This window comes from Mesorhizobium sp. B1-1-6, from assembly GCF_006443035.1.
In the GTDB taxonomy this organism is placed as follows: domain Bacteria; phylum Pseudomonadota; class Alphaproteobacteria; order Rhizobiales; family Rhizobiaceae; genus Mesorhizobium.
The window spans coordinates 296,339-308,986 of sequence record NZ_VFWR01000007.1 but is presented as its reverse complement, the minus strand read 5'-3'; the positions used below and the strand labels follow the sequence as shown (position 1 = coordinate 308,986).

At 61.4% G+C, this 12,648-nt stretch carries 12 protein-coding genes and 1 tRNA gene; 5 read left to right on the top strand and 8 right to left on the bottom strand.

All coding sequences use genetic code 11. From position 1 onward, the window contains the following. Window position 1: 1 nt before the first annotated feature. The 3 genes from FJ979_RS16670 to FJ979_RS16660 form a co-directional block, all read right to left on the bottom strand. The gene (locus FJ979_RS16670) at window positions 2–940 is read right to left on the bottom strand and encodes an ABC transporter permease (RefSeq protein ID WP_140496109.1); all 939 of its coding nucleotides are present in this window, start codon (window positions 938–940) and stop codon (window positions 2–4) included. 131 nt (window positions 941–1,071) lie between these two features. Further along, window positions 1,072–2,646, bottom strand: coding sequence for an ABC transporter substrate-binding protein (locus FJ979_RS16665; protein WP_140496108.1), 1,575 nt, complete (start codon window positions 2,644–2,646; stop codon window positions 1,072–1,074). A gap of 188 nt (window positions 2,647–2,834) precedes the next feature. Then, window positions 2,835–4,859 carry a CocE/NonD family hydrolase gene (locus FJ979_RS16660; protein ID WP_140496107.1) on the bottom strand — a complete coding sequence of 675 codons (2,025 nt, stop codon included), beginning with the start codon at window positions 4,857–4,859 and terminating at the stop codon, window positions 2,835–2,837. Window positions 4,860–4,966: 107 nt separating this feature from the next. On the opposite strand from FJ979_RS16660, the gene FJ979_RS16655 reads away from it, so the two are divergent. Continuing rightward, window positions 4,967–5,779 (top strand): helix-turn-helix transcriptional regulator, encoded by an 813-nt coding sequence (locus FJ979_RS16655; protein ID WP_140582224.1) that lies wholly within the window; start codon window positions 4,967–4,969, stop codon window positions 5,777–5,779. Window positions 5,780–5,899: 120 nt separating this feature from the next. On the opposite strand, the gene FJ979_RS16650 is transcribed toward FJ979_RS16655, so the two are convergent. Next, window positions 5,900–5,976: transfer RNA gene (locus FJ979_RS16650), tRNA-Met, on the bottom strand. 240 nt (window positions 5,977–6,216) lie between these two features. Here FJ979_RS16650 and FJ979_RS16645 point away from each other — a divergent pair. Further along, the gene (locus FJ979_RS16645) at window positions 6,217–7,182 is read left to right on the top strand and encodes a Gfo/Idh/MocA family oxidoreductase (RefSeq protein ID WP_140582221.1); all 966 of its coding nucleotides are present in this window, start codon (window positions 6,217–6,219) and stop codon (window positions 7,180–7,182) included. 37 nt (window positions 7,183–7,219) lie between these two features. Here FJ979_RS16645 and mnmA read toward each other — a convergent pair whose 3' ends face one another. Then, the gene (mnmA, locus tag FJ979_RS16640; protein ID WP_140496104.1) at window positions 7,220–8,410 is read right to left on the bottom strand and encodes a tRNA 2-thiouridine(34) synthase MnmA; all 1,191 of its coding nucleotides are present in this window, start codon (window positions 8,408–8,410) and stop codon (window positions 7,220–7,222) included. A gap of 288 nt (window positions 8,411–8,698) precedes the next feature. Between mnmA and FJ979_RS16635 the strand changes: the two genes are divergently transcribed. Continuing rightward, on the top strand, window positions 8,699–8,974 hold the full coding sequence (locus FJ979_RS16635; RefSeq protein ID WP_006203587.1) for a DUF1153 domain-containing protein: 276 nt from the start codon (window positions 8,699–8,701) through the stop codon (window positions 8,972–8,974). 66 nt (window positions 8,975–9,040) lie between these two features. Here the strand turns inward: FJ979_RS16635 and FJ979_RS16630 are convergent, their stop codons facing one another. After that, window positions 9,041–9,967 (bottom strand): NADP-dependent oxidoreductase, encoded by a 927-nt coding sequence (locus FJ979_RS16630; RefSeq protein WP_140582218.1) that lies wholly within the window; start codon window positions 9,965–9,967, stop codon window positions 9,041–9,043. Between the two features lie 89 nt (window positions 9,968–10,056). Here FJ979_RS16630 and FJ979_RS16625 point away from each other — a divergent pair, with 89 nt between their 5' ends. Continuing rightward, complete coding sequence (locus tag FJ979_RS16625; RefSeq protein WP_140556158.1) at window positions 10,057–10,455, top strand: helix-turn-helix domain-containing protein; 399 nt, start codon at window positions 10,057–10,059, stop codon at window positions 10,453–10,455. Window positions 10,456–10,516: 61 nt separating this feature from the next. On the opposite strand, the gene FJ979_RS16620 is transcribed toward FJ979_RS16625, so the two are convergent. Then, window positions 10,517–10,894, bottom strand: a complete 378-nt coding sequence (locus tag FJ979_RS16620) for a flagellar export protein FliJ (RefSeq protein ID WP_140496101.1) — start codon at window positions 10,892–10,894, stop codon at window positions 10,517–10,519. 451 nt (window positions 10,895–11,345) lie between these two features. Between FJ979_RS16620 and ctrA the strand changes: the two genes are divergently transcribed. Further along, window positions 11,346–12,041, top strand: a complete 696-nt coding sequence (gene ctrA / locus FJ979_RS16615) for a cell cycle two-component system response regulator CtrA (RefSeq protein ID WP_006203583.1) — start codon at window positions 11,346–11,348, stop codon at window positions 12,039–12,041. 86 nt (window positions 12,042–12,127) lie between these two features. Here ctrA and FJ979_RS16610 read toward each other — a convergent pair whose 3' ends face one another. Further along, window positions 12,128–12,496, bottom strand: a complete 369-nt coding sequence (locus FJ979_RS16610; protein ID WP_140496100.1) for a response regulator — start codon at window positions 12,494–12,496, stop codon at window positions 12,128–12,130. Window positions 12,497–12,648: the final 152 nt, after the last annotated feature.

Genomic DNA, 12,648 nt, shown 5'->3' with positions numbered 1-12,648 from the left:
GCTACAAATTCTCGCGGATTCTTGGATCGAGCGCCGCGTTTACGAGGTCGGCGAGCGTCGTGGAGATGACGAACAGAACGGTGGTGACGAGGACCGTGCCCATGACGATCGGATAGTTGCGCGAATCCACCGCCTTGACGATCAGAGCGCCGATGCCGGGCCGGGCGAAGACCACCTCGACGAAAACCGCCGCCGAGAGCAGGTGCGCCATGCCGACGCCGATGATCGTCACTGTCGGCAGGATCGCGAGCGGCAGCGCGTAGCGCGCCACGATGCGCCGCTCCGAAAGGCCGAAGGAGCGCGCCATGCGAATGTGGTTCTCGCCAAGAATCTCCAGCATGGAGGCGCGCACGATGCGCGAGATGTAGCCCACCCAGCCGATACCGACGACGAAGGCTGGAAGGATGAGATGGACGAACCCGTCGCGGAAGCCTGAGCCGGCGCCGATGGCCGGCAGCCAGCGCAGGCCGACCGAGAAGATCAACAGCGCATAGATCGCCATGACGAAGGACGGGATGGCGATGGTTCCGACCGCGAATACACCCACGACCTTGTCGATCACGGAGTTGCGGCGCAGCGCCGAATAGCAGCCGAGCGGCACGCCGACGATAACGGCCCAGGCGATCGAAACCAGGATGAGTTCGATCGTGTAAGGCAATTGCTCGAAAACGATGGCCGCGACAGGGCGCTGGGTAAAGACATCGGTGCCGAGATTACCGTGCAGCAGCCCCCCGAAGAATGAGACGATCTGCACGGGCAGCGGCTTGTCGAGGCCCATTTCCTCGTGCAATTGCGCCTTCAGTTCCGGCGTCGCACGCGGTCCGAGCAGGACCGCGGCGGGATCGCCGGGAACGGCCTGGATCATCAGGAACAGCAGCGTGACGGCAACGACGACAATTGCCGCCGCCAGCACGATACGCTTGCCAAGATATAACCACATGTTTTGACTCAGCCTGTCCCAGCGACCGCGTCAGAGCGGTTCAGCGTTTGATAGAATCGCCGACCCGCTCTAACCCTTTGTTTTTTCGCAATTCCGGACGGAAAACCGCTACGCACTTTTCCTAGAACGCCCTAGGCCGATTTCGGCTCAAAGCCGAGATAGAGTGGCCGCCCGTCTGGGCGCGTCTCGGCCTCGAGTTGCGTCGTTCGGTACATGATCGGCGAGCCTTCATGGGTGAGGAACCGGTAGGAGCCGGAATCTTCCATGATGTCTTGCATCTCATAATACATCTTGGCCCGTTCCTGCGGGTCTTCGACGGTTACCGCCTTGGCGTTGAGCTCGTCGAAGCGCTCGCTGCGGAAGCGCTCCCAGTTCCACACACCGACCTGGTCGCGCACGAAAAAGGTGGTGGCGTAATAGGGATCCGGCACCATCGAGAAACGCTGCACGATCAGCTGCATGTCCTTCCAACGTTCGCCTTCCGATTCCATGCCGATGGTCCAGAACGAACCGGAATCCTGAACATTGACCTCGACCGTGATGCCGATCTGCGACAGCTGCGCCTGGACCATTTCCGCGATCGTGGAGAAGGTGGTCACGTTGAGCGCGTCGATGGTGAGGCTGAGTTCGGTGATGCCGGCCTTCTCAAGATACTGCTTCGCCTTTTCGAGATCGCCCTCCGGCGGTATCAGCGCTTTTTCCCGGTGTCCCACCAAGCCTGGAGCGATAAGGCCGGTCGCGACCTGGGCCTGGCCTGAATAGGCCGCGTCCATGATCTGCGGCACATTGATGGCCCATTGAATCGCCTTGCGGACATTGACGTCCTTCAGCTTCGGATGGTCCGAGTTCATGCCGATATAGACATAGTAGAGCGAAGGCTTTTCTTCGATCTTGGTGTTTTCGGGCGGGCTGTCCTTCAACGTGGCCAGCGAATCGAGGCTGAAATCGGTGAAGTCGATGTCGCCTGCCTGATAGGCGCGCTCGGCGGTCTTGATATCGCTCATCGGCAGGATATGAATTTCGTCGAAGCCCGGCCTAGGGCCTTTCCATTCGGGATTTCGGGTCAACAGGACGAGCTGGTTCGGCTTCCAGTCCGACAACACGTAGGGACCTGAATAGCAGGGCGGCTTCATGCCGAAATCGCCGCCGTCGGCAACTGCCTTCGTCACCGCTTTTTTCGAGACGATGTGGCCGCAACCATAGGGAAGAGTGATGTTCCAGAGCGGCACGAAAGGCGTCTTGAGCACGATCACGCCAGTATGGTCGTCCTCGATCTCGATGCGGTCAAGCGGACCCCAGTCGCCCTTGACCGGAGAATTGTGCTGGATGACGCGCTCAAACGAGAACTTCACGTCCTCGGCGGTCATTTCGCCAAATCCGCCAGTGAAGTTGATGCCCTTCTTCAGGCGGAAGCGGATGTGCGTCGGATCGATCTGCTCGACGGATTCGGCGGCCTCGAGTTCCCAGCCCCACTCCGAACCCGGTTTATAGCGCGTAAGCTTGGTGTAGATGCAGTTCATGACGTCGACATTGTACGCGTTCTGGTAGAAGCCAGGATCGAGCTTGTCGATATCGGAATAGGCGCGGGCCTTGAGTACCTTGCCTTCGGCCGCCCATACGGCCTGCGACAAGGGCAGGCCGGAGGCGATGATCCCCGCGCCGAGGCCGGCGCCTGCCTGCAGGAAATGCCTGCGATTCAATTTCATTCCATTCACGGTTTCGTTCCCCTTTCAACTGAGCGGGTTTCCCGGCGATTGCCGGGATCCCTCTTTTTGGTACCGCGCCGCCTGATGGGGCCGCGAGTTCGGACGGCGCATTCTTCAATTCAGCCGGCAAGCCGGTCAATTTCGCTGCCGACGCAGATGTGAGCGAGATTAGCGTCAGTTCGCGAATGTCACAGCAGGCGACGCTCTATCGCCTCGGTCCATTTCTGTTCGTGGACAAGCTCGTCGCCTTCCCATGCCTCGAGATGCGCCTCGACGTGGAAGTGCGATGGCGTCGCGGTCATGGTCGTTTCGGTCACAGAACGCATGCGCCAATCAGCGCGCGAAAATTCGAACTCCCATTTCGCCTCGGCCCTGGCCGACCCGAAATCGTCGCCGCGGAAGGAATAGCGTTCGCGGCCGAGCGAGGTAATGGTTAGGTCGTTGTCGACGATGCGATAGGTGCCGGCGCCTTCGCCGATCTCAACGACGGTCGAAGCGACTGCCAGATTCTCCGTGATCGTCCAATCCTTTTGCGGCTTTGAGATCGTCTCCACCCGTAAGGGCGGCGCCCCTTCGGGTTCGGCAAAAGGCGCCGGTGCCGGATCTCCGGCGCCCCCGACGCGGACCGGAAGTTCAAGGCGGCAATCCGCCGGATGGACGGTGAGCGTGACCGGCTCGGGCGAAGGCCAAGCGATCGGGAAGTAATTTGTCGAGATGGCAAGGCGTATGCGATGCCCCGCGCTGAAGCGCTGTGCTACGTGCTTGAAGGGGACAGAGGTGCGGTAGCGCCTTGCCGGTTCGAGCGGTTCGGGCCTCTCATGGCTATCGCGATGCGTCAGGTTCAAAAGGCCGTAGCTGACGCGCGTCGTCGCGCCATCGGGGGCGACATCCGAAAGACGGACGGCCACCATGGCGACGGGCCTGTCGCTTTCGAAGACAAGATCGAGCATTGCATCGCCGGCGATCTCAACATCGTGCGCCAGCTCTTGCGTCTCATAGACCAGACTGCCGGCATCGTCGCCGCGCTGGTCAGCCGGCTGGTCGCCGGGCACGGCATAGGAGCACCATTTGCCGCCGCGCAGGCCAACCGACAAGGGCGAGCGGACCGTCTGCGTTCCGGCCGCATCGTCTGCCCGGCGTAGGGACAGGCGCCCATTGCCGGAAAGGAAGAAGGACTGCCGCTCGATATTCGGCGATGGCCATGCCGGCTCCGTGACCCAGCGTCCGGCGCGCGTCTCGTAGGAAGTTTGCGGCGGGGCGCTATCCTGCATGAACAGGCGCAGCATCGGCTCGTCCATGATGCCGGTGTCACGGCCCTTCAGCCATTGATCCCACCAGCGGACGCATTCCTGCAGAAAGCCGATGGCAGGACCAGGCTTGCCGATATGGGGATAAGTGTGCGCCCATGGCCCGACCAGCCCCTTGCGCGGGCCCTGCAGCTTTTCCATCAGGCGGAAGACCGAGCGGCAATAACCATCGGCCCAGCCGCTGACGGCGTAGACCGGGCAGGTGATCGCGCCGAAATCCTCGCAGACCGAACCGTGTTTCCAGAACTTGTCGCGGTGCTGGTGCTCCAGCCAGTTCTTCAGCCATAGCCCGCTTTCCTTCAATCGACTGTGCCACAAAGCGCGCCAATTGTGCGGCTTGTTGCGTGGGTCGGGCGGCAGCGTGTTGCGCCCGAACATGATCGCCGCCCAGGAGAGATTGTCGATGAGCAGCGTGCCACCCATGTGGTGGACATCGTCGGCGTAGCGGTCGTCGGTCGAGGCGCAACTGATCACCGCCTTCAGCGCAGGCGGCCGCATGGCCGCGATCTGCAATCCGTTGAAGCCGCCCCAGGAGATGCCGATCATGCCGACGTTGCCGTCGCACCAGGGCTGGGAGGCCAGCCATTCGATGACCGAGCAGCCGTCGTCCAGCTCCTGCTGAAGGTACTCGTCGAGCATCAGCCCTTCGGAATCGCCGGTTCCGCGCAGGTCGACGCGCACCACTGCGTAGCCGTGGCCGGCCACGTAGGGGTGCATGACGACATCACGCGCGGCGGTCAGATCGTTCTTGCGATAGGGGATGTATTCCAGGATAGCCGGCACCGGCTTTTGTTCGGCACCCTCGGGGAGCCACATGCGCGCCGCAAGCCGGCAACCGTCCGGCATCGGAATCTCGAAATGGTCGACCGAGCGGATCGGATGGGGGAAGTTGGACACTGTGCGCATGACGAGGCCTCTGTTGGAGAGCGCCACTTTGGGCAAATCGGCGGTGCCGCACAATTTCGCGACCCTTCGCGACTTGACACTGTTCTGGCGTCAGTATGCATTAGGTCATGCAGACCGAACCGCTTCCCCAGAACCTCGCCTTCCTGTGCAGCTATTATCCGTCTATCGCCGCCGTGTGCCGGCGCCTGCAGATCAACCGCCAGCAGTTCAACAAATATCTGAGCGGCCAGACCTGGCCGTCCCGCCGCAACATGCGCAAGATCTGCGATTTCTTCGGCGTGAGCGAAGGCGAGCTTTTGATGGACCAGCAGCGCTTTGCCGAGATCGTCGGCCTGCGCCGCCGCCCGCTCGGCGTCCACGCGCCGTCGGACATGCTGGTGCATATGGAGCAGCTCTATCAGCGTTCCGGCGATCTCGGGCGCTATGTCGGCTACTATTTCCGCTATTTCTACTCGTTCGGCTATGCCGGCAAGATCATCAAATGCCTGGTCGTGATCTATGAAAAGGAAGGCCGCTATTTCTGGAAATGCATGGAAAGGCTCGTCCATTTCGGCAAATATGGCGTGAAGACCTCGAAATATTCGGCCGCCCTGCTGCTGCTCGGCGATCGCATATTCGCGCTCGAATCCGAAACCCTGCTCAAGACCAGCATCACCCAGGTGATCCTCTATCCGAGCTACCAGACGAGCGTCGCCTATCTGGTCGGCATCCAGACGGGCATGCCCCTTTTACGAGGGCGGAGACCAGCGGCCTCGGTCGTGCTTCTGGAATATCTCGGCCGCTCCGTCGACCAGCGCAAGGCGCTGCAGGCCTGCGGCCTATTCGACGAAACTGACCCCGCCATCGATGCCGGCATCCGCGCCATGATCACCAACCGCATCCCCGCTGGGACATTCGTGCTCGAGACGGAAGAGGTGTAGACGTTCCTCCCCACGCGACCCGCATCAGCGTGGGCCTGTCCAACCCGTTCAGCGCGAGGTTGTCACCCATGTCTTAGGTACAGTCTGTTACCTATGTCTCCGGGCCGTACAGGTGAGAGGTGGTAGCGGGAGAGGGACTTGAACCCCCGACCCCAGGATTATGATTCCCGTGCTCTAACCAACTGAGCTACCCCGCCAGGGCGGCGAAAGGCCCGAAATCCGCCTTAAATCGCAAGGCATTTCGAGGCGTTCGCCAAGGTCGCGCGGATATAAGGTTGGGAGGGTGAGCCTGTCAAGCTTCGAACCGCTCGGCAGGGGCGCTTATTCTCGCTGCCGAAAAGCTTTGCCGCGCCGATGATTGGTTGCAGCCGCCGGGGTTGAGTTCGAAGAGGCACGTCGCTATGTCTCGGCCACGAGTTTTTAGAGTTTGAGAACAGATGAAGCCGCGCATTGCAGTCCTCGGTTGCGGATACTGGGGCTCCAACCACATCCGCACCCTCAAGGCGCTCGGCACGCTGCACGCGGTCTCCGACGCCAACCGTGCCCGCGCCGAAGGCTTTGCCAGCGAACAGGACTGCCTCGCGATCGAACCGGACCAGTTGTTCGTCCGCAATGACATCGACGCCATCGTCATGGCGCTGCCGCCGCAATTTCATGCCGAGATGGCGGTGCGCGCCACCGAAAGCGGCAAGGACGTGCTGGTGGAGAAGCCGATCGCGTTGACGGTTGCCGATGCCGAGCGCTCGGTGCAGGCGGCGAAGGACAAGGGCCGCGTCTTCATGGTCGGCCACGTCTTGCGCTTCCATCCCGCGTTCGAGACGCTGAAGGCGCTCATCGACAAGGGCGAGCTCGGCGAGGTCCGCTACATCCATTCGCACCGGCTCGGCCTCGGCAAATTCCACACCGAGAACGATGCGCTATGGGACCTGGCGCCGCATGACCTGTCGATGATCCTGGCCATCACCGGCACCGAACCGATCGAGGTGCGCGGCGAAGGGGCGGCGCTGCTCGACAATCTCAGCGACTTCGCGCATCTGCACATGCGCTTTCCCAACGGTTTGCGCAGCCATCTCTTCGCCTCGCGGCTGAACCCTTACCGCGAACGGCGGCTGACCGTGGTCGGCACCAAGGCGATGGCTGTCTTCGACGATGTCGAACCATGGGAGCGCAAGCTCGCCGTCTATCGCCACGCGGTCTGGCAGGACAGCGGCCAATGGGCGTTCACCACCAATGAGCCCTCCTATGTCGCGGTTGGCCAAGGCATGCCGCTGACGCGCGAACTCGAGCACTTCATCCATTGCATCGAAACGCGGGCCGAACCGCGCACCAGCGGCGAGGAGGCAATCCGGGTGCTGCGCATCCTGACCGCAGGTACGGTCACGCACACCAAATCCAATCCCTGAAGAAGATCGGGCCGCGTCGCGGCGGAGAGATCGTTGCCTACTCGGCGGGAACCTGCGCCGGTGACGCGGCAAGTCGGCTCAACATCGCCTCGGCCTCGGCGCCGCGCTCGGAGCGTTCGATGAAGCCGCCGCCGAACACGCGGGCCTCGTTGCCGTCGTCGGAATAGAGCACGCAAGCCTGTCCAGGCGCGATACCGGACTCGCCATCGGCCAATTCGACCGATGTGACGCCCGCCTCGTGACGCAGCATCGCCGGGCGTGGCGGCCTGGTCGAGCGAACCTTGGCGAACAGTTCCAGCCCGCCCGCGGGCATGTCGGCCAGCGCGCCGTCACCAAGCCAGTTCATGTTGCGCAGGTAGATCTTGTGCGTCTCCAGCGCCTCGCGCGGCCCGACCACGACACGGGCGCGCTCGGCGTCGAGATGGACGACATAGAGCGGCTCGCCGGAGGCCACGCCGATGCCGCGGCGCTGGCCGATGGTGTAGCGCAGAATGCCTTCATGGCGGCCGAGCACCCGGCCGTCGATATGGACGATGTCACCCGGATTGGCGGCCGTCGGCTTCAGCTTGGCAATGATGTCGGAATATTTGCCCTGGGGCACGAAGCAGATGTCCTGGCTGTCCTGCTTGGCGGCTACCGTCAGGCCCATCTCCTCGGCAATGGCGCGAACCTGCGGCTTCGGCAGGCCGCCGAGCGGAAAGCGCAGATAATCGATCTGCGCCTGCGTGGTGGCGAAGAGGAAATAGCTCTGGTCGCGATCGGCGTCGACCGGCCTATAGAGCGCGCGATGGGCGCCATTGGCGCCGGAGCGAATGTAGTGGCCCGTGGCCAGCGCGTCGGCGCCGAGATCCTTGGCGGTGGCCAGCAGATCAGCGAACTTCACCGTCTGGTTGCAGGAAACGCAAGGGATCGGCGTCTCGCCGGCGACATAGCTCTCAGCGAAGGGATCGATGACCGCCTTGCGGAAGCGCTCTTCGTAGTCGAGCACATAATGCGGAATGCCGAGCGTCTCGGAAACGCGGCGGGCGTCATCGATATCCTGCCCGGCACAGCAGGACCCGGCCCGGTGCGTCGCGGCGCCATGATCGTAAAGCTGCAAGGTGACGCCGACGACATCATAGCCTTCGCGCTTCAAGAGACCCGCGACAACGGACGAATCAACGCCGCCCGACATGGCGACGACGATACGGGTGTTTTCGGGACGTCCGGGGAGATCGAGGCTGTTCATGGTTCTTTCGTTCTGCGCGGCGCTTGCATGCCAATGACTCGAATATAGGTCAAGCTTGGCGGCTGCGCCAGCTTGCGGGACCGATCGGCGGGCAACTGCCGGCCCGGTGACCGCGCAGATTTTTCGAGCGAATCCGGAACTTCCCGGCAGATATTTCAAATGTTTGCGAAAAGACTAACGCGGCGTTCATGATCATTACCTAGCTGTTAGGGTCTGCTTAGGCAATTTTTAAAGCTGTGGCGGTAACGTGGTGGGGATTGGGTCTTTGAGTTTTTTGTAGAGAGTACGATGACCGATCTGGTTAGACCGCGAGTCAAATATGTTATCGGGCCTGACGGCAGCCCTCTCACAATTGCCGATCTGCCGCCGACGAATACACGTCGCTGGGTTATCCGGCGCAAGGCAGAAGTGGTTGCAGCGGTGCGCGGCGGGCTTTTGAGCCTCGAGGAGGCATGCCAGCGCTACAAGCTGACCACCGAGGAGTTCCTGTCCTGGCAGGCCTCGATCGACGAATACGGCCTGGCCGGGCTGCGCACGACGCGCATCCAGCAATACCGGCACTGACACTCAAGAATCTGCAAAGGGCGCGAAGTTCGCGCCCTTTTGGTCTCTTGACAGCATTTGCGCGTTTCAGACCGTCAGCACCACCTTGCCGACCGGCTTGCTGGCGAGGAAAGCGTGCGCGGCGCCGGCCTGTTCGAGCGAGAAGGTCTTTGCCACATGCACGGTAAGCTTTCCCGCATCGACGAGCCTGCCAAGTTCCAGCAGGCCTTCGCGGTCGGGAACAACGGACATGCGTTCGACGCGGATGCTTCGCGCCTTGGCATCCGCCCTGGTCTTGTCGCTGATGTCGAGCAGTGACACCAGCACGCCGCCGTCCCTGAGCACCTTCAACGATTGATGGGCGTGTTCGCCGCCCACCGTCTCGAGCACCAGGTCGATGTCCTTCGCCTTGTCGGTAAAATCATCCTTGGTGTAGTCGATGACCTCGTCGGCGCCGAGCTTGTGGACGAAATCCAATTTTTCCGTGCTGACGGTGGCGGCAACCCAGGCGCCGCCCGCCTTGGCGACCTGCACCGCCAGATGGCCGACGCCGCCGGCCCCGGCGTGGACCAGCACGCGCTGGCCGGCTTTCATCGCGCCATGACGCACGAGGCCTTGCCAGGCGGTGAGGCCGGCCAGCGGCAATGCGCCTGCCTGGACGTAATCGGCGTGCGCGGGCTTGCGCGCGATTTCATCGGCGGGCACCGCGGCCAGTTCGGCATAGGCTGCCGCCTGCTTTGGGAAGCGCGGCATGCCGAACACCGCGTCACCTGGTTTCAGGCCGCTGACACCAGGCCCCAGCGCCTCGACGGTTCCCGAAAGGTCCCAGCCGAGGATGAAGGGTGGTTCGCCGAGCAGCGGGTAATAGCCGGCGCGCACGGCGCCATCGACCGGATTGATGCCGGCCGCCTTGATGCGGACCAGCACTTCGCCGGCGTTGGGCGAGGGCGCCGGGCGCTCGGCGATGACAAGGACATCGGGTCCGCCGACGGAATTCTGGATAATGGCACGCATAAGATTTCTCCTGATTGACCGGTCCCACTATCATTTGGAGAGTAATGGTCTCTTGTCCAGTATGTACCTTTTTGATATATAGGCACCGTATGGATAGTGATCTCGACTCCCCCTTCGGCTATGATGCATTCCGGCGGACCTGTCCCTCACACACGGTGCTGGAGACGCTGGCCAGCAAGTGGGTTTACCTGGTTGTTTGTGCGCTGCGCCAAGGCCGGCAGCGCAATGGCGAGCTTGCCCGCAAGCTCGAAGGCGTCACGCCGAAGATGCTGACGCAGACGTTGCGCGTGCTCGAGCGCGACGGCCTGGTGCGGCGCGAGGTGTTTGCGGTCGTCCCGCCTCGGGTCGAATATGAATTGACCGAACTTGGCCAGAATCTGGCGGGATTGCTCAACCAGATCAGATCCTGGTCGGAACAACACGTTCCCGACATCAAGGAGGCCCGGGCGCGGGCTGCGGCCGTGAATGAAGGGGAGTGGGCCGTTTAGCGCTCGCCCAATGCGTTGCGCGCCCGCTTGGACGTGCTCAAAGACGCGGATATCGGGCGGTTCAGCCGATCATCGCGCTACGACCGCCAGTTTCGGCCTCGCGAATCTTGGTGTCGCGCGATTCGAGCATTTCCGCCTTGGAAAGCTCCGCTTCAGCTTCGCCGAGTAATGATTCGGCGGCGCTTCGCTGCTGGGCGAGGTCGCCTTGCGAATTTCTGAGGTTGTCGCGGCGCAAACGGGCCGCCTTGGCGAAGGTCGGATAGGCGAAATGATTGATGTCGGTGATACCGGCCTTCTTTTCCTCGGCGCTGATCTGAAGCTCCAGCTCGGCGGCCATGCGTTCGAATTCGGCGATCATCATGTCGAGCTGCAGCAGCTGCCGCCGCTTCTCATTCACCTGAAACTGTTTCAGCCGAACGAGGTTTTCACGTGACTTCATGATTCGGTACTCCCGGAAACGCACACCTGCACATATCGTCCAAACCACTTGGAAAGGCCCAAGCGCTGCCCGTGTCCACCGGCTTTCCCCGCACTATGGGAAACAAAACCCTAAAGTTTTTTGCCGACGGTAACCATTCGTTTACGGGCATTGTTAATCATACGGGTCAGGACTTAAGGCCGGGTAAAAATCCGGCTGGCGACATGGAAGCGATGTCGATGAGTCCCTGGAGTCACTTAGTCCAGGTTTTTAATGTGTTGCATTAGCGGTTTGGTCCTGTGATTCGGTATTAAATTCAAGAGGGTGTAGAAAGTGGTTAAAAAATCTGGTACCGTCATCGACGCGGAATTAGGTTTTGTTAACCATTCCATGGCAGCCTCTGCACCAGGCAATCACTGCTCCGGTCCCGGATGGGTCGCAAGATGGTCCGGCAGCAGAAAAGGGGAATGAAATGCGTGTTCTGCTGATAGAAGATGACAGTGCAACCGCACAAAGCATCGAGCTGATGCTGAAATCGGAAAGCTTTAATGTCTATACGACCGACCTCGGCGAAGAGGGTGTCGATCTGGGCAAGCTCTACGACTATGACATCATCCTTCTCGACCTCAACCTGCCCGATATGTCCGGCTATGAGGTCTTGAGAACGCTTCGTCTTTCCAAGGTGAAGACGCCGATCCTCATCCTTTCCGGCATGGCCGGCATCGAGGACAAGGTGCGCGGCCTCGGCTTCGGCGCAGACGATTACATGACCAAGCCGTTCCACAAGGACGAGCTGGTGGCGCGCATCCACGCCATCGTGCGCCGTTCGAAGGGACATGCCCAATCGGTCATCACCACCGGCGACCTGGTGGTCAATCTCGATGCCAAGACCGTCGAAGTCGGCGGCCAGCGCGTGCACCTTACCGGCAAGGAATACCAGATGCTGGAGCTGCTCTCGCTGCGCAAGGGCACCACGCTCACCAAGGAAATGTTCCTCAACCACCTCTATGGCGGCATGGACGAGCCGGAACTGAAGATCATCGACGTCTTCATCTGCAAGCTGCGCAAGAAGCTCGATGCTGCGTCCGGCGGCCAGAATTATATCGAGACGGTCTGGGGCCGCGGCTATGTGCTGCGCGAACCTGAAGACATCCGCGTCAGCGCCTGAGCGACGGCCGATCGAAATTCCAGACAAAAACCCGGCGGCAGCCGGGTTTTTGCGTCATAGACCGGTGGTAACCGCGATCCGACGGATCAGGCAGCGATCTTCAGGGTGCGAAAGCGCTCGAGTAGCTGCGGGCGGTTGAACGGCTTCAACAGATAGCCTTGGGCGCCGGCGCGTTTGGCTCGCATGATCGAGGCGATGTCCAGTTCGACCAGCGAGATCAGGATCTGCGGCTTGGTCGGGCTTTCCATGGCGCGCACGCGCCGGATCAGGTCGACCGCCTGTACATCCGGCAGTGCACCGTCGACGACGATGATATCAGGCATATCGGCGGCGCACATCTCCAGCGCGTCAAGCCCGCTGGCGGCTTCGATGACCATCATGTCGGAACCGCCCAGGATGCGCTTCGCAACTTTCCTGATGACGCTAGAATCGTCGACGAACATGCAGCGTTTCATTTCCGGGTCCTCTTTGCCTTGTGGCAATCCGGTCGCGTCGGGGTATCTGCGGCACAGCATAGGCCGATCTGGTAAAGAAGCCGAAAAGCCATTAGGTAAAATTTTTGCAAATATGCCAGTTGGCAAGCTTTTCTTTGCAGATGCTTTGGCCT